General features: G+C 54.7%; 16 protein-coding genes. 12 read left to right on the top strand and 4 right to left on the bottom strand.

Annotation, left to right across the window (positions count from 1 at the left end):
* Nucleotides 1-1,233 (top strand): autotransporter outer membrane beta-barrel domain-containing protein (locus N1689_RS18935; protein ID WP_260059781.1); only part of this gene is annotated, 1,233 nt, incomplete at its 5' end.
* 188 nt (nucleotides 1,234-1,421) lie between these two features.
* On the opposite strand, the gene N1689_RS18930 is transcribed toward N1689_RS18935, so the two are convergent.
* The 3 genes from N1689_RS18930 to N1689_RS18920 form a co-directional block, all read right to left on the bottom strand.
* A complete protein-coding gene (locus tag N1689_RS18930; RefSeq protein WP_150015823.1) occupies nucleotides 1,422-1,625 on the bottom strand; it encodes an Hha/YmoA family nucleoid-associated regulatory protein in 204 nt (67 codons plus the stop codon).
* A 245-nt stretch (nucleotides 1,626-1,870) separates the two neighbouring features.
* Nucleotides 1,871-2,302, bottom strand: a complete 432-nt coding sequence (locus tag N1689_RS18925) for a PACE efflux transporter (protein ID WP_222925648.1) — start codon at nucleotides 2,300-2,302, stop codon at nucleotides 1,871-1,873.
* 628 nt (nucleotides 2,303-2,930) lie between these two features.
* Entirely contained in the window at nucleotides 2,931-3,941 is a 1,011-nt protein-coding gene (locus N1689_RS18920) for a LacI family DNA-binding transcriptional regulator (RefSeq protein ID WP_161736614.1), read from the bottom strand.
* A 107-nt stretch (nucleotides 3,942-4,048) separates the two neighbouring features.
* Between N1689_RS18920 and N1689_RS18915 the strand changes: the two genes are divergently transcribed.
* The 4 genes from N1689_RS18915 to N1689_RS18900 all read left to right on the top strand — a co-directional run bounded on the left by N1689_RS18915 (nucleotide 4,049) and on the right by N1689_RS18900 (nucleotide 7,060).
* Nucleotides 4,049-5,062, top strand: coding sequence for a Gfo/Idh/MocA family oxidoreductase (locus N1689_RS18915; RefSeq protein WP_260059780.1), 1,014 nt, complete (start codon nucleotides 4,049-4,051; stop codon nucleotides 5,060-5,062).
* 142 nt (nucleotides 5,063-5,204) lie between these two features.
* Nucleotides 5,205-5,741 carry a tetratricopeptide repeat protein gene (locus N1689_RS18910; RefSeq protein WP_161736616.1) on the top strand — a complete coding sequence of 179 codons (537 nt, stop codon included), beginning with the start codon at nucleotides 5,205-5,207 and terminating at the stop codon, nucleotides 5,739-5,741.
* A 60-nt stretch (nucleotides 5,742-5,801) separates the two neighbouring features.
* Nucleotides 5,802-6,278, top strand: coding sequence for a sigma-70 family RNA polymerase sigma factor (locus tag N1689_RS18905; protein ID WP_202605095.1), 477 nt, complete (start codon nucleotides 5,802-5,804; stop codon nucleotides 6,276-6,278).
* Nucleotides 6,275-7,060 carry an anti-sigma factor gene (locus N1689_RS18900; RefSeq protein ID WP_161736617.1) on the top strand — a complete coding sequence of 262 codons (786 nt, stop codon included), beginning with the start codon at nucleotides 6,275-6,277 and terminating at the stop codon, nucleotides 7,058-7,060. The genes N1689_RS18905 and N1689_RS18900 overlap by 4 nt, the downstream gene beginning before the upstream one ends.
* A 26-nt stretch (nucleotides 7,061-7,086) precedes the next feature.
* Here the strand turns inward: N1689_RS18900 and N1689_RS18895 are convergent, their stop codons facing one another.
* On the bottom strand, nucleotides 7,087-7,665 hold the full coding sequence (locus N1689_RS18895; protein ID WP_260059786.1) for a YceI family protein: 579 nt from the start codon (nucleotides 7,663-7,665) through the stop codon (nucleotides 7,087-7,089).
* 693 nt (nucleotides 7,666-8,358) lie between these two features.
* On the opposite strand from N1689_RS18895, the gene arnB reads away from it, so the two are divergent.
* Genes arnB through arnF form a run of 7 tightly spaced genes read left to right on the top strand, consistent with a single transcriptional unit; the run spans nucleotide 8,359 to nucleotide 15,707 of the window.
* On the top strand, nucleotides 8,359-9,495 hold the full coding sequence (arnB, locus tag N1689_RS18890; RefSeq protein ID WP_260059779.1) for a UDP-4-amino-4-deoxy-L-arabinose aminotransferase: 1,137 nt from the start codon (nucleotides 8,359-8,361) through the stop codon (nucleotides 9,493-9,495).
* A 1-nt stretch (nucleotide 9,496) separates the two neighbouring features.
* Nucleotides 9,497-10,480: an undecaprenyl-phosphate 4-deoxy-4-formamido-L-arabinose transferase gene (gene arnC, locus N1689_RS18885; RefSeq protein ID WP_253418440.1), complete on the top strand. Its 984-nt coding sequence runs from the start codon at nucleotides 9,497-9,499 to the stop codon at nucleotides 10,478-10,480.
* Entirely contained in the window at nucleotides 10,477-12,456 is a 1,980-nt protein-coding gene (gene arnA / locus N1689_RS18880; RefSeq protein ID WP_260059778.1) for a bifunctional UDP-4-amino-4-deoxy-L-arabinose formyltransferase/UDP-glucuronic acid oxidase ArnA, read from the top strand. Before arnC ends, arnA begins: the two co-directional genes overlap by 4 nt.
* On the top strand, nucleotides 12,456-13,358 hold the full coding sequence (gene arnD / locus N1689_RS18875; RefSeq protein WP_161736621.1) for a 4-deoxy-4-formamido-L-arabinose-phosphoundecaprenol deformylase: 903 nt from the start codon (nucleotides 12,456-12,458) through the stop codon (nucleotides 13,356-13,358). The genes arnA and arnD overlap by 1 nt, the downstream gene beginning before the upstream one ends.
* Nucleotides 13,358-15,025: a lipid IV(A) 4-amino-4-deoxy-L-arabinosyltransferase gene (gene arnT, locus N1689_RS18870; RefSeq protein WP_260059777.1), complete on the top strand. Its 1,668-nt coding sequence runs from the start codon at nucleotides 13,358-13,360 to the stop codon at nucleotides 15,023-15,025. The genes arnD and arnT overlap by 1 nt, the downstream gene beginning before the upstream one ends.
* Nucleotides 15,025-15,345: a 4-amino-4-deoxy-L-arabinose-phosphoundecaprenol flippase subunit ArnE gene (arnE, locus tag N1689_RS18865; protein WP_222925711.1), complete on the top strand. Its 321-nt coding sequence runs from the start codon at nucleotides 15,025-15,027 to the stop codon at nucleotides 15,343-15,345. Before arnT ends, arnE begins: the two co-directional genes overlap by 1 nt.
* Nucleotides 15,342-15,707: a 4-amino-4-deoxy-L-arabinose-phosphoundecaprenol flippase subunit ArnF gene (arnF, locus tag N1689_RS18860; protein ID WP_161736624.1), complete on the top strand. Its 366-nt coding sequence runs from the start codon at nucleotides 15,342-15,344 to the stop codon at nucleotides 15,705-15,707. Before arnE ends, arnF begins: the two co-directional genes overlap by 4 nt.
* Nucleotides 15,708-15,813 lie beyond the last annotated feature (106 nt).

Below are 15,813 nucleotides of genomic sequence, written 5' to 3'. Positions count from 1 at the left end.
CCAGCGCCGGAAGTCACGCCTGAGCCGGTACCGACACCAGCGCCGGAAGTTACCCCTGAGCCGGAACCGACGCCAGCGCCGGAAGTTACCCCTGAGCCGGAACCGACACCAGCGCCGGAAGTTACCCCTGAGCCAGCGCCTGTTCCAGACGCTTCGTCAGCGGATAATGCCACTGCTGAGCAAGCTGCTGTGGAGAAAGCAGAGGAAGACGCCAAATCCAAAGCAGAGGCCGAGGCACAAGCGAAAGCCGAAGCTGAAGAAAAAGCGAAAGAGGAAGCCGCGAAAGCAGAAGAGGAAGCCAAAAAACCGGCGTTCAATCCGGATGACTGGTTCTCTGTTTACGACAACCTGCCACTGATCCAGCGCACGCGTGCCTTAATCGCCTCGCGGCAGTACATTTTCAGTGAAGCGGTCAGCCAGTTGCATAACCGCACTGACAGTCTGCGCGCTTCGCCAGAAAGCAGCGGATCATGGGCAACAATAGAGCAGAAAAAAGGGCATTTTCTTGGACTCGACGTCAACCAGCAAACACTGAACGTGGGCTGGGATAGCCGCAGCGACAAGCAAACAGCCGGTATTAGCGCCAGTTATACGCAGGGTGAGGTAAAAGGGGAAGGTCATGAAAAACATCGACTAGCTACTGTCGGTGCATTTTATTCCTGGCAGGCTGATGCCGGATGGTTCTTTGATGCGGCCAGTCGTTATATGTATCTGAATCAGGAGATAACGCTGGATCCTGCTTTAAATATAAATGGCATGAAAAAGGACAGCCATATGCTGGCAGGCAGCCTGCGCACTGGCTATCAGTTTGCGCTCGCTGACGATACTCTGTTTATCTCACCGTTTGTTGGTGTGACCGCAGGTGTCATGTCCGGCTATACCCTGAAAGGGGAGGATGCGTCAGTTTCGTTAAGTTCATCCACACCTTACTTCACCAGCAGCGGGTTCATGGTGCAGAAACGCGGTCTGGGCGCATTAATGCCGAATATTAACGTCAGCGCCAGTCTGGCCTATCAGTATTCACCTGGTAAAAATGGCTCCACAACCGCGCTCTCCGATCGTCAGTCAAACCGGCAATACAGCGCCTGGTCAGATAACCGTTATCGTGGCAGTGTAGGGCTGGAAGGCATTATCGCGCCCGGCCTTTCACTAAATGCGAAAGTAGAGAGCAGTTTTGGTGGTGAATTTAAAACGGATTACAGTGGTTTAATCGGCCTGTCATATCACTTCTGATATCCGTGTCGGAATAATATCAGAGCATCACTTCATGAAGGGGTGATGCTCTGACTTATCGATACATTATTCCTGCTGGAAAATATCAGCCTGCGGACGTAGCCGTAAGACGAAAAAGGATAATATGCAGAGCAGTAAATCTTCAGAGGATAATGTATTAATGTTGATATTTTCTCCTTATTTCAGCGTCAGCAAACTAATCGCCAGACTTCCGCAGGCACTTCGTTGTAAGTCTCATTCATTATTAGTTCAGCTTTACGATGATCGTATGCGCCCTCAAAAGAAGAGAGATCGTCAGAAGGAAGTTTTTTCCGCATATAGCTTGTCACGATATCCAGGATATCGGTTGACGGGCAGTTTCTTAACTTATTCAGATAGTAGACTTTGTTCATAATTTTTTGCTGAAGTTAACCTGTAAAAATGAGCTTATGCGCGGTCTTAACTTTATCTAAGCTGACTCGCTGTGCTATCGATGCTGCCAGGAAGATAAAAACCTGACAACAGATATACGTGTGTCCTTACGCACTGGATACGTTCAGATGCGCCGCGTCGCCTCTGACGCTTCACTGGCCTGGCTAAACGGAAGATTAAAAATCAGCTTTTATCTTAATGTATTTTTAATTTGTTGTTTCTAAAGTTATTTTTTAAGTGCAGCCCTGCCGTAATCCCATATCAGATTGAAAAGATAAGCATAAACCAGAAAAAACAGCACTAACCCACATTCCAGTTTCAGCGCTGCGAATAGCGTAATATCCAGCCACCATGCTGCAAAAGGTATCAATACGAATAACAGACCTGCCTCAAATAAAACGGCATGGAGACATCTTATTCGCCAGTCTTTTTTAAATCCGGTTCGCAGCTGAACGCTGTCAAACATCAGGTTGAACAGATAGTTCCATCCCATCGCCAGCGTTGATGAAACTATAGTCAACAGTGCCGACTGCGAAGGTGCTGCCGAGGCAAAAATAATCAGAATGATGAAAACCAGGACATTAGCAACGACTTCGAAAATAACTGCGTGCAGCACTCTTTCTGTGGTGGTGCGTACCGGAGATAAACACTGTTCCAAATCACACTCTCATTAATCCGTCAGGCACCGTTACCGGTGAAGATAAAATTCAGGATAATCTTCTGCTCAGTCCGATTATATTCAAAGCGCTGGGCATTCACCTGCCTTAAACGGATGAGAATTTAGCATCGCACCGTCATAAAGTGAAAGCGTAACGGGTAACTACCAATAAAAATCCAGGCAGGCTTGATATTTATCAAATCTTACACAAAACGTGCTTTATCAGCGATGCGCCTCAGCATACCTGCTCCTGAATTACTCTTTCTGTTCAACGACCCGGGTCCAGAATGGTTAATCTGGTAAGTTTTTCACTGCATGCGGTGATGGCCTGTCGGATTCGAGGCGATGATAGCAACTCTGAAATGGAGTGAAATATTAAAATAGAAAATTGAGCGTATATAGATTTATATTTTAATATTTAGATGATAAGTAGGTTTAAAAACTGTATGTCGGCGTCATTTACCGTTCTGAAGCGATTGCGATACAGAAGTACAGCGTAAAGGTGAGGCTGCAGGAGGTGAAAAGTGGTTTGCCCACTGTGCCATTATCAATAGCCTAAACAGATTCAACGTCTGGCATTTATAACGAAAATGCAGTCCTCGGTGGAGAGTATGACGTGATGGTTACTTCATATCGCGTTCTCGGCTGTATAAATCATAAAGTCTACTTTTCCACTGGCATACTCATCGGGTTTCACTTTCTGCTCCAGATAATTCAGCATAAGCTGTACCGCAAGCTGAGCATGCTGCCGGGTATTCTGATCCAGCGTCAGCGCAACGCTCTGCTGCGCCATCAGCGTGCGTGTCGTGGCGTAAAGCTCATGGGTGATCCAGACGCACTGATTCAGCCGACGATGACGTGCCAGCGTCTGGCCTATTTCAGTGTTCCCCAGGCCGGTATTATAAATTCCCTGCAGATTTCTGCTCTGAACCAACTGCTTCTCCAGCAACTTACTGAGGGTGTCCCTATTTTCCTGAGCCGCCAGAACTTCACATAGCTGAAGATGGGGATAGCGTTCAGTCATCAGCGTGCAAAATCCTTCAATGCGCTGACGATGCGCGCTGTAGTCCCTGTGACCACTGACCATCAATACCTCACCGGGCTGATGCAGCATTTTACCCATAAGCTGAGCGGCGGTGCGTCCTGCCTGCAACTGGTTGATCCCGACATGACAGAGCCGGGCGGCACCGGGCAAATCGGTGACCAGCGAGATCACCGGTACACCACGCACCCGGCAATCTTCCAGCGCCTCATAAATCGCCGGATGTTCATGGGCAAAAACGATTAATCCATCCCGCAATTCACTGCCTTGCCTGATAAGCTTTGCCAGTCGTTCAGGCTGCGCCTCCGGGACAAAAGTGCGATGCAGCGTCAACCGGCGATAGCCCAGATGGGATGCGACCTCCGTAAAATCCTGCGCCAGTTGCTTAAAGAAAAACGAATCGTTGCTGCTGAGCAACAGTTCTATCTGCCACGGATGACGATGCTCCTCAGGTAAAATTCGCCTGAGTCCGACTTCCCGTGCCGCCTGCAGCACCCTGTGAACCGTTTCCGGTGCAACGCCACCCCGTTCATTAAGCACCCGATCCACGGTTGCCAGCCCTACACCTGCCCGCAGGGCGACCTCTTTCAGCGACATGCCGCTCTCCTCTGAGGTAAACACCTCAAAACATCATGCTGTGAGTGTAAAACGCAGCGCTATTCTGCTGATGCAGCTTTCTGCCGGACTATGATGGAGTTCAAATAATGAATAAAAAGCAACGTGTTGCCCTTCTGGGGTGTGGCTTTATTGGTGAAGTTCATGCCGCGAATCTTCAGGCGCATCCCGGGGTAGAGCTGGTGTGGGTGGCGGATGCGGAACCCGCCCGCGCTGCCGACTTTGCGACCCGCTATGGTGCCCGGGTCGCGTCTGTCACAGACGCGATAAACGATCCGCAAATTGACATAGTGCTTATCGCCAGCGCGACGCCGACACATGCGGATTTGCTGGAAGCCGCTGCGCGCGCCGGTAAAGCTATCTACTGTGAAAAGCCGGTCGATCTTTCTCTTGAGCGTGCCCGTAAGGCCGTGACTAACGTTCTCCCTTACAACGTGCCGGTCACGGTGGGGTTTAATCGCCGTTTCGATGTCAGCCATCAGCAGCTGAAGCAGCAACTCCGTCAGGGGCGGATTGGCCCGGTGGAACTGATTCAGATGGTCTGCCGCTCCTCGGCTATGCCACCGCTGGCCTATCTTCAGGCGTCAGGGGGACAGATGCGCGATCAGGCTATCCATTTCTTTGACCTGCTGCGCTGGCTGACAGAAGAGGAGGTAACAGAAGTCGCAGCGATGGGAGCAGCACTGGCTTTGCCTTCTATCAGTGAATTTGGTGATGTGGACACCAGCATATTGCTGTTGCGGCTGCAGAACGGGGCGCTGGCACAGCTCGATAATACCCGCCGTACCGGCTATGGCTATGACGAGCGTATCAGTGTAATGGGGTCAGACGGCATGCTGGAATCGGCCTCTCAGCCGCAGCGCGGCGTCAGCTGTTATCAGGGCGCGCAGATTCAGCAGCCAGGTCTGCTGCCCGATTGGTTCAGCCGGGTGCAGCCAACCTATTATGCTCATCTTGATGCATTTATCCGATCGCTGAACGGGGAGCAGGTTGGCGATCTGCCTGGCCTGGAGGATGGTCTCAGGGCACAGGCGATTGCGGAAGCTGCGGTGATCTCTCTGGCGGAAAGACACTTCTGTCAGGTGGAAAACGAGCTGATCTGATCAGGCATGGCTGGCGGCCAGAAAATAAGTTTATTTTTATCGAATAGAAACCGGTGCTGAGCTGTTTACCGTATAGCGCCGCGCTGGCGGAGTGCCTCTGGCAGGTTTCATCAACTGCCTCCCTGACCCGATAAGGAAAATGATGACAACACGTTCTGGTATTCCTCTGCTTGCCGTTCCGGCCCTGTTACTGTTGCTGCACTCGCCGCTAAGTATGGCGATGGGTGACAATGACAGTGAGAAAAAGACGCCTGACTGCCCCAAAGGTCAGGTCTATGACAGTCAGACCAAAAGCTGTGTACCGGAGAAGACCAGCAGGCTGAGTGACGAAGACAAAACGCGCTACGCCTATCATCTGGCGAAAAAAGGTGAATATCAGTCAGCGCTGAACCTGCTGGATACGCTGAAAAACCCGGATACCCGCGAAGCCTGGAATTATCGTGGTTATGCTACCCGCAAGCTGGGCCGCACAGATGAGGGCATTGGCTATTATCAGCGCGCCATTGCGCTCGATCCCCGTTACGCTAAAGTGCGTGAATATCTTGGTGAAGCCTGGATGATCAAAGGGCGACCCGACCTGGCGCGCGAACAGTTAAAAACCATTGCCGGGATTTGTGGCACCGATTGCGAGGAGTACCGCGATCTGCAGGCCGCAATTAATGGCCATCCCGAGGTGTGACTCGGCACGGAGGATCGAAAAATCACTCACAGCGACATCCGTCAGCACCTTGCAGAACACCTGACGCGACTCTGGCGTTACGGCTATGTGCTGTCGCACAACCGTGACATGGCAGAAGAGCTGGTACAGTCGACCTGCGTGCGCGCGCTGGAGCGCAGCGCACAGTTCACGCCGGGCACACGCATTGACCGATGGCTTTTCTCGATCCTCCACTCTATCTGGATCAGCGACTTACGGGCGCGAAAGGTGAGACAGGGCCAGGGATTCGTTGATCCCGATGCACTGCTGGCCGTGGATAACCATGCTTTCAGCGACGACAACCGGCACTACCAGCGCATCATGCAACAGGTTAACGCCTTGCCCGAAGCGCAGCGTAATGCGCTGTTTCTGGTTTATGTCGAAGGACTGACCTATCAGGAAGCGGCAGAAACGCTGGCTGTTCCGATTGGCACCATTATGAGCCGTCTGGCCGCAGCGCGTGCCACGCTGGCCAGGCAGACAGCGGCCTCACCCGTACCGCAGGAGAATCGGAAATGAACAGGGAAACTTTTACGCCACCGTGGCGCGATGAGGCGATTGTTGCCTGGCTGGATGGTGAGATGATGCCACAGGAAGCTGCAGAGTTTGAGCAGGCGATGGCTGAAGATCCCGAACTGGCCGCAAGGGCCGCGAATTTCCGGCAAAGCAGTCTCGATTTTGAACAGGCTTTTGCACCGCTGCTGGAACAGGCTCCACAGGCCAGAATGGCACAGCAGCTGGCGGCCATCACCGCACCCGAGTCCCCGCCAGCCAAAGGATACAGCCGTCGGGCACTGATTGCCGCGTCTGTCAGCTTTTTGCTGGTGGGCAGCAGTATCGGTTTCCTGGCAAGACCGTCAGATGATGAGCAGGATGAAAGCCAGGCCATCCGCGATCTTGAAGCACGTTATATGTCGCTCTACAGTGCTGAAACGCTTGCCGACATGCCCGGTGATGCTCTTTCGCTGAAAAAGGGGCTGGACCGCACCCGACTCGATTTAGGATTGCAGCTGCACCCCCAGCAACTGCACGTAGCGGGGGCTGAACTGAAAATGGTGCGTATCCTGCGCTACGAACGGACGTCAATTGCGCAGATCGCCTGGCTGCACGCAGATTATGGCCCGATGGCGCTTTGTATCTCGCCCGCACCGCACAACACGAACCCGATTGCCCGCGAACAGCGCCACGGCATGCAGCTGGCCTGGTGGACGCGCGACGGTTATCAATATGTGCTGATTGGCCGCAACCCCTCAGCGCAGCTGGCGTCCACCGCTGAAACATTACAGGCAGCGCTCACGTAATCCGGCAGCACGCGCAGCGGTGACGGTCAGCGCGGCTCTCTGACCTGCGCTGCAATCTTTAGCGCAATATTTACCCGGTCGTCCACCACCCCGACCAGCCGGTCCATACCGAAGGCGGAGCGGGAGATGGCGGTGGAGGCATGCAGCGCCAGCAAGCGTGAGGCAGGATCGAGGGTGTTCCCACTGTCCAGCGAGGCCAGCATCACGACAGGCCGGCTGACAGCTTTAACCGTCAGCGTGCCAAAAATCCGGTAATTACCGTCACCCAACGCAGCCACGCGACTGCTGACGAAATAAATCTGCGGGTAACGCTCTGCGTCAAAAAACAGATCACTTTTCAGTTGCCAGGTTAACAGGCTGTTCGAGGCCACCAGCGTTCCCACCGGAATATTCACTTCAATACGATCGTCACGATCCTGATCCGGATTAAGCGTAACCGTGCCGGTCACGCCCTGCAGTCTGGCCTGCGAAAAGTCATGTCCAAAGGCACGCCACGAAAGGCCAATCGACGTTTTATCGGAGGTAATGGCATAGGTTACCGGCGCGGCACAGATCACCGGGCTGATCAGGGCAAACAGAGTGCATAAACAGGCGGCACGTATCATCACTTTTTCTCTTTTAGACAGACCAAACGTTAACGCCTGAAACCGCGATCTTATTCGCTTTTATTAGCACTGCTTTTACCACAGAGGCACAGATAATCTTAAAGATATTAACTGACTGCCACCTTAAATTCACCAAAATGTAATGATTATTCCGCGGGCAGAACATCAACCCCAGGAAATATTAAGAATACATTAAGTCGACTTTATTAATCTTTCGTTTTACTGAAATCCTGAGTGGAGGTATTTGACACCCTTAAGGGGGCAATTTGCGATATGAAATTAGCTTATCGTAATCAGTGGCTTAAGGTTTTCTCGTTAAAGGAAATTTATGTCAGGCGAGCTTCATCGGAGCTGATAACAGGCTGGGCTTCCTGTTTTTTAAACACAATATCAATAACTCAAAAAGAGTTGAGTTCCGGGGCGGTATTATTGAAATGATAGTGAACTTTTCAGAAATCCATTAACTCAATCCTCGTTGTTTTTATTGTAATTAAACCTCTTTATTTAATGTTCAGTTAACTTTCATACGTTAGCTTGTATTAGCAGTCCGGTAACCTTAATTCCATAACGGGAAACCTGTTATGTCTTATCTGCCTGCCGGGTGTTGATAAATCACTATTTCAGTTCTTTCCGGCGTTGTATCCGATTAACAACGCGCGACAGTTTATGGGTTTGATTTGCAGGAGTTTTAGCATGGATTTTTTGCCATTTTCCCGCCCTTCATTCGGCAATGAGGAGCTGGCTGCTGTTAAAGCGGTATTCGACTCCGGATGGATAACAACCGGGGCGCAATGCGCCGAACTGGAGCAGGCCTTTGTTCAGCTGACCGGCAACCCGCACGCCATTGCAGTCAGCTCTGCCACTGCCGGGATGCATGTCACGCTGATGGCGATGGGCATCGGGCCTGGCGATGAGGTGATCACGCCGTCCATGACCTGGGTTTCAACCCTTAACCTGATTACGCTGCTGGGTGCCACGCCAGTCATGATTGATGTCGACCCGGATAACCTGATGGTGACGCCGGAAGAGATAGCTCAGGCCATTACGCCACGCACCCGCGCCATTATTCCGGTGCATTACGCCGGTGCGCCTGCCGATATCGCACCGATCTATCAGCTGGCTGAGCAGCATGGCATTGCCATTATTGAAGATGCGGCTCACGCGGTGGGCACGACTTATCAAGACAGACCGGTCGGGCATCGCGGCACGGTAATTTTCTCGTTTCACGCCATCAAAAATATTACCTGCGCGGAGGGCGGTCTGGTGGTGACCGATGACGCTGCTCTCGCCGATCGTATCCGCAGTCTGAAGTTTCATGGCCTTGCCGTGGATGCGTTTGATCGCCAGACCCAGGGGCGTCTGCCGCAGGCAGAAGTGATGATGCCGGGCTTCAAATACAATCTGCCCGATATCAGCGCAGCGATTGCGCTGGTGCAGTTACAGAAACTGCCGGGCTTTATTGCACGCCGCCGTGAGATTGCCGAACGCTATCTTGAGGCGCTGCGTTCGCTACCTTTTACACCGCTTTCACGGCCAGAGTGGCCACATCAGCATGCATGGCACCTGTTTATTATCCGCATTGATGAACAACGCTGCGGGCTGTCCCGTGATGCCTTTATGCAGGCGCTGAAGACGCGAGATATCGGCAGCGGCCTGCATTTCCGTGCAGCACATACCCACAAATATTACCGCGAGCGCTATCCCGATCTGCGTCTGCCCGCCAGTGAACGTAACAGCCAGCAGATGTGTTCACTTCCCCTGTTTCCGTCCATGACGGATCAGGATGCAGAACGCGTGATTAAGGCTTTACATGACATTGCCGAGGCCTGAGATGCGCGATATCAAACCGATCAATGTGCTGTCCGTGGTGATCCCGGTCTATAACGAGCAGGAGAGTTTGCCTGAGCTGCTGCAGCGCACTTGCGCCGCCTGCGACGCCCTCAACCTTGAATATGAAATTCTGCTGGTGGATGACGGCAGCAGTGACCGCTCTGCCGAACTGATTGAACAGGCCGCCACCGTTCCCGGCAGCCGGATAACCGGCGTGCTGCTCAACCGCAACTACGGGCAGCACTCCGCCATCATGGCCGGATTCAGCCAGGTCCGTGGCGATCTGATTGTTACCCTTGATGCCGATCTGCAGAACCCGCCGGAAGAGATCCCGCGGCTGGTCGAGGCTGCGCGTCAGGGGTATGACGTGGTGGGCACCGTCCGGCAACAGCGCCAGGACACCTGGTTCCGTCGCAAGGCCTCGCGCACGCTTAACCGCCTGATTCAGCGGGTTACCGGCAAAGCGATGGGAGACTACGGCTGCATGCTGCGCGCCTATCGCCGCCATATCGTCGAAGCGATGCTCAACTGCCACGAACGCAGCACCTTTATTCCGATTCTGGCCAACACCTTTGCCCGTCACACCATCGAGCTGCCGGTGATCCATGCCGAACGGGCTTTTGGCGATTCGAAATACAGCTTTATGCGGCTGATCAATCTGATGTACGACCTGGTGACCTGCCTGACCACCACGCCGCTGCGACTGCTCAGCGTGGTCGGCAGCCTGATTGCGCTCTCCGGCTTTGCCTTCTCGCTGGTGCTCATCGTACTGCGACTCTTTTTTGGTGCGGCCTGGGCGGGTGACGGTGTCTTCGTGTTGTTTGCCGTGCTGTTCATGTTTATCGGCGCCCAGTTTGTGGGTATGGGACTGCTCGGGGAGTACATCGGGCGCATTTATAACGACGTTCGCGCGCGTCCGCGCTATTTCGTTCAACGCATTGTTCAGGCTCCTGAAGAGCCTTCAGTACAGGATACTCAATCATGAAGACCGTTGTTTTCGCCTATCACGACATGGGCTGTGTCGGCATCAATGCCCTGCTGAATGCAGGCTATGAGATCACCGCCATTTTTACGCACAACGACGTGGCGACCGAAAATAACTTTTTCGGCTCGGTAGCCCGCCTGGCGGCAGAACACGGCATTCCGGTCTATGCGCCGGATGAGGCGAATCATCCGATCTGGCTTGACCGCATCCGTACCATGGCACCAGAGATGATCTTCTCCTTCTACTATCGCCATCTGCTGAGCGATGAGATCCTGCAATGCGCTCAGAAGGGAGCCTTTAACCTGCATGGCTCCCTGCTGCCAAAATACCGTGGCCGGGCACCGCTGAACTGGGCGCTGGTCAATGGCGAGCGCGAAACGGGCGTCACGCTGCATCGCATGGTGAAGCGCGCAGATGCCGGTAATATTCTGGCGCAGCAGAAAGTGGCCATTGACGCTCAGGACAACGCGCTGGTGCTGCATCGCAAGCTGACCCAGGCCGCAGAGCAGTTGCTAAGCGACGTCTTGCCTCGCCTGCGTCAGGGTGAAGTCTGTGAGTGGCCACAGGATGAGAGCCAGGCAACCCGCGTGGGCGGTCGCACGGCCGAAGATGGCCGCATTGACTGGAATCAGCCTGCTGAGACAATTCACAACCTGGTCAGAGCGGTCACCGATCCCTGGCCTGGGGCATTCGCCTTTGCCGGTTCGGTTAAATTTATCGTCTGGAAGAGCAGGGTTCATCCGCAGCAGAAGCAGGCAAAACCGGGCACTGTCATCTCTAAACAGCCATTCCTGATCGCCTGTGGCGAAGGCGCACTGGAAATCCAGACCGGACAGTCTGAGCATGGCGTCTATATGAACGGCAGCCAGCTGGCGCAGAGCCTGGGCATGGTGCCAGGTGCGCTGCTCTATTCACAGCCGCAGTCGGCGCTGCAACGCCGTACCCGCGTGCTGATCCTCGGTGTTAACGGCTTTATCGGTAACCATCTCACCGAGCGTTTGTTACAGGATGAACATTTTGAAGTCTACGGCCTGGATATCAGTTCAGACGCTATCAGCCGTTTCCTAGAACATCCGCGTTTTCATTTCGTTGAGGGCGATATCGCTATTCACTCCGAATGGATCGAGTATCACATCAAAAAATGTGACGTCATCCTGCCACTGGTGGCGATCGCGACGCCGATTGAGTACACCCGTAACCCACTGCGCGTGTTTGAACTCGATTTCGAAGAGAACCTGAAAATCATTCGCGACTGTGTGAAGTATCAGAAGCGCATCATTTTCCCGTCCACCTCTGAGGTCTACGGCATGTGTACCGATGCCAGCTTCGATGAGGATTGCTCAAATCTGGTGGTCGGGCCGATCAACAAACAGCGCTGGATCTACTCCGTATCTAAACAGCTGCTGGACCGCGTGATCTGGGCATATGGTGAAAAAGAGGGGCTGCGTTTTACCCTGTTCCGTCCCTTCAACTGGATGGGACCGCGTCTGGATAACCTCAATGCGGCACGCATCGGCAGTTCACGCGCAATTACCCAGCTCATCCTCAATCTGGTAGAAGGCTCGCCGATTAAGCTGATCGATGGCGGCAAACAGAAGCGCTGCTTTACCGATATTCAGGATGGCGTGGAAGCACTGTTCCGCATCATCGAAAACAGGCAGCAGAATTGTGATGGTCAGATCATCAATATCGGTAACCCGGACAACGAAGCCAGCATCAAAGAGCTGGCCGAGCAACTGCTGGAAAGTTTCGAGCGTCATCCGCTGCGCAGCCAGTTTCCGCCGTTTGCCGGTTTCCGGGAAGTGGAGAGCAGCAGCTACTACGGCAAAGGCTATCAGGATGTGGAGCACCGTAAACCGGCTATCCGTAATGCGCGTCGCCTGCTCGGCTGGACACCGACCGTCACGATGGATGTCACTATCGACAACACCCTCGACTTCTTCCTGCGCACCGTCGAGCAACAGGTTGATAAGTGATGAAGAAGATTGGTCTGCGGATTGACGTAGATACCTGGCGCGGCACGAAGCAGGGTGTGCCGGCGCTGCTTGAGCTGTTCCGGCGTCATGCGGTGCGGGGCAGCTTTTTCTTCAGCGTGGGACCAGACAACATGGGCCGTCATCTCTGGCGGCTGGTGAAACCGGCGTTTCTCATGAAGATGCTGCGTTCCCGTGCTGCATCGCTCTATGGCTGGGACATTCTGCTCGCCGGCACGGCCTGGCCGGGAAAGCAGATGGGACGCGGCCTGCGGCAAATCATGCAGGACGCCACCCGTCAGCATGAGGTCGGCCTGCATGCCTGGGACCACTTTGCCTGGCAGACCTGGGCCGGCGTCTGGCCGCAGGACAAGCTGGTTGAGCAGATAGCGCGCGGCACCGAAACGCTGAGTGAAATCCTCGGTCACCCGGTCAGCTGCTCGGCCGTTGCAGGCTGGCGCGCTGATGGCCGGGTCATCGCTGCCAAACAGGACTTTGGCTTTCACTACAACAGCGACTGTCGGGGCAGCGGCCCGTTCCGGCCTCTGCTGCCGGATGGGCAGATCGGCACGGTACAGATTCCGGTGACGCTGCCCACATGGGATGAAGTGGTTGGCCGCGAGGTCAGCGCAGCAGGCTATAACGACTACATTCTGGCGAAGATGCTCGCGTCTGATGAGGGCGCGGTTTACACCATACATGCCGAAGTCGAGGGGATCATCGGCTACCCGGACTTTGACCAGCTGCTGGATGCTGCAGAACGTAACGGTATTCAGTTCTGTCCGTTAGGCGAGCTGCTGCCCGATGATCTCAGCACGTTACCGGTGGGCAGGGTCGTCAGAGGCGAAATTCCCGGACGGGAAGGGTGGCTGGGCTGCCAGAAACTGACTGAAGAGGCGAACTAGTGCGGATACATAACAACACGAAGTGGCTACTTTTTTTCGGCTTTTTTGTTCTCTATTACCTGATCCCACCGATGTTCCGCGACCTCTGGCAACCGGATGAAACCCGTTATGCGGAGATCAGTCGGGAGATGCTGGCCACGGGTAACTGGGTCACGCCGCACTTCTTCGGCCTGCGTTATTTTGAAAAACCGATTGCTGGCTACTGGGTCAATTCGCTGGGTCAGTGGCTGTTCGGTCATAACAACTTTGGCGTGCGGGCAGGAGCGATATTCTCAACGGCGATTACTGCCGCGCTGATCTTCTGGCTCGGCAGGGGGATATTTGGTTCGGCGCGCACCGCCGCTGTCAGTAGCCTGATTTTCCTCAGTTCGCTGCTGGTCTATGGCGTCGGCACCTATGCAGTGCTCGATCCCATGCTGATGCTCTGGCTGGCGGCCGGGATGTGCAGCTTCTGGCTGGCGACGGAGGCCAGCGGACGCGCCGGGCGCGCGGGCGGCTATCTGCTACTGGGTCTCGCCTGCGGCATGGGATTTATGACCAAAGGCTTTCTGGCGCTGGCAGTGCCTGTGCTGGCGATTCTGCCTTGGACGATCTGGCGGCAGCGACTGCGCGAACTGCTCTGCTTCGGTCCGCTGGCGCTGCTCTCAGCCGCGGCGATCAGCGCACCCTGGGCGCTGGCGATCTATCATCAGGCACCGGATTTCTGGCACTACTTCTTCTGGGTTGAGCATATTCAGCGCTTTGCTGAGGACAATGCACAACACAAGGCGCCGTTCTGGTATTACCTGCCGGTTCTGCTGCTGGGCACGCTGCCGTGGCTGGCGCTGTTACCGGGTGCATTAATGACCGGCTGGCGCGAACGTCAGCACCATCCGGGCGCGCTCTATCTGCTGAGCTGGACGGTCATGCCGCTGCTTTTTTTCAGCCTGGCTAAAGGCAAGCTGCCGACTTATATACTGCCCTGTTTTGTGCCGCTGTCGCTGCTGATGGCGCACTATGGGCTGAACGCCGCCCAGCGTGCAGGGCGCGCTTTAACGGTCAATGGCTGGCTTAACCTGATTTTCGGCATCCTTACTCTGGCAACGGTCCTGCTGGTGCTCGCGCCCTGGAGCGTGACGCATCATCCGCTGTTCGCTACGCATGAGATGCTGAAGCTGGTACTGGGCGCGATGGCATTTCTCATCTGGGGGCTGGTGGGCGCATACAGTTGTCGATCTTCACAACGCCGCTGGCTGGCGGCCGCACTTTGCCCGCTGGGGGTCGCACTGCTTATTGGCGCTGCGATCCCGGATAAAATCCGCGATGCTAAACAGCCGCAGCACTTTGTTGCCACGATTAGCGCGCGTCTGGCCTCCAGCCGCTTTATCCTGGCGGACAATCCTGGCGTAGCCTCTGCGGCAGCCTGGCATTTGCAACGCAGCGATATCGGTTTCTATGACACTAAAGGCGAGCTGGAATATGGGCTGAGCTACCCGGATGCGCAGTCCCGCTTTGTCTCTCAGGATGACTTTGGCGGCTGGCTTGCTGACCATCGCCGTATCGGAAGCGTGTCGCTGATGTTGCTGGTCGACTCGGTGCACAGCGATATCGTTGAGGATGTGCCGGTGCCCGATGCGGTCTATCGTCAGGGCAGGCTGGTCTGCCTCTATTACGGTCAGATGAAGTAATGCTGCTGCTGATTGTGCTGGTGAGTCTGCTCAGCTGCAGCGCGCAGCTGTGCCAGAAACAGGCGACCCACGCGACTTCGCGCCGAATTCGCTTAAGCTGGATTGGCATGAGCGTGCTGCTGTTAGGCGTTGCGATGCTCCTCTGGCTGCTGGTACTGCAGCGGGTGCCGGTGAGTCAGGCCTATCCCATGCTGAGCCTGAACTTCATTTTCGTTGCGCTGGCCGGACGCATCCTCTGGCGCGAACGGTTAACGCTGCGCCAGATTGCCGGCACGCTGCTGGTGGTGACGGGTGTGGCGCTGATGGCGAGTCAGCTATGAAAGGGTATGGATGGGTCGCCTGCAGCGTGCTGCTGGTCTCAGCGGCACAGCTGATGATGCGCTGGGCGATGCCGCGGCTGCCCGATGCCAGCAGCATTGTGTCTCTGCCTGCTGTTGCCATACTGCCCGCCTTGCTGCTGCTGGCCGGGCTGGGCGCGTATGGTGTCTCGATGCTTTGCTGGATTCGCGCGCTGCACTATTTTCCGCTGAATCGGGTCTATCCGCTGCTCAGCCTGAGTTACGTGCTGGTCTGGCTGGTGGCGGTCTGCGTGCCGGTATTCCATGAGGCGTTCAGCTGGCATAGCCTGGCGGGCGTAGCGATTATTGTTATCGGACTGCTGTGCATTGTGGTTAAGCCCTGAACAGATAAGTTAGCGTTTCCGCATCATAAATCATTGTTATTATCGTTTTCGGGCAAAAATTAATGTCGCCATGATAGGCATATTAGCGTTTTAGTGTTAAAAATCC

The organism is Pantoea sp. XY16, assembly GCF_025153065.1.
GTDB classification, from domain to species: Bacteria; Pseudomonadota; Gammaproteobacteria; order Enterobacterales; family Enterobacteriaceae; genus Pantoea; species Pantoea alfalfae.
Note: the sequence above shows the minus strand (reverse complement) of the source record. Positions and strands in the feature narration are given on the sequence as shown.

Coding starts and splice junctions, on each gene's coding strand:
- N1689_RS18930 (WP_150015823.1), bottom strand. CDS start 1,625: ATGAACAAAGTCTACTATCTGAATAAGTTAAGAAACTGCCCGTCAACC.
- N1689_RS18920 (WP_161736614.1), bottom strand. CDS start 3,941: ATGTCGCTGAAAGAGGTCGCCCTGCGGGCAGGTGTAGGGCTGGCAACC.
- N1689_RS18915 (WP_260059780.1), top strand. CDS start 4,049: ATGAATAAAAAGCAACGTGTTGCCCTTCTGGGGTGTGGCTTTATTGGT.
- N1689_RS18910 (WP_161736616.1), top strand. CDS start 5,205: ATGACAACACGTTCTGGTATTCCTCTGCTTGCCGTTCCGGCCCTGTTA.
- N1689_RS18900 (WP_161736617.1), top strand. CDS start 6,275: ATGAACAGGGAAACTTTTACGCCACCGTGGCGCGATGAGGCGATTGTT.
- N1689_RS18895 (WP_260059786.1), bottom strand. CDS start 7,665: ATGATACGTGCCGCCTGTTTATGCACTCTGTTTGCCCTGATCAGCCCG.
- arnB (WP_260059779.1), top strand. CDS start 8,359: ATGGATTTTTTGCCATTTTCCCGCCCTTCATTCGGCAATGAGGAGCTG.
- arnC (WP_253418440.1), top strand. CDS start 9,497: ATGCGCGATATCAAACCGATCAATGTGCTGTCCGTGGTGATCCCGGTC.
- arnA (WP_260059778.1), top strand. CDS start 10,477: ATGAAGACCGTTGTTTTCGCCTATCACGACATGGGCTGTGTCGGCATC.
- arnD (WP_161736621.1), top strand. CDS start 12,456: ATGAAGAAGATTGGTCTGCGGATTGACGTAGATACCTGGCGCGGCACG.
- arnE (WP_222925711.1), top strand. CDS start 15,025: ATGCTGCTGCTGATTGTGCTGGTGAGTCTGCTCAGCTGCAGCGCGCAG.
- arnF (WP_161736624.1), top strand. CDS start 15,342: ATGAAAGGGTATGGATGGGTCGCCTGCAGCGTGCTGCTGGTCTCAGCG.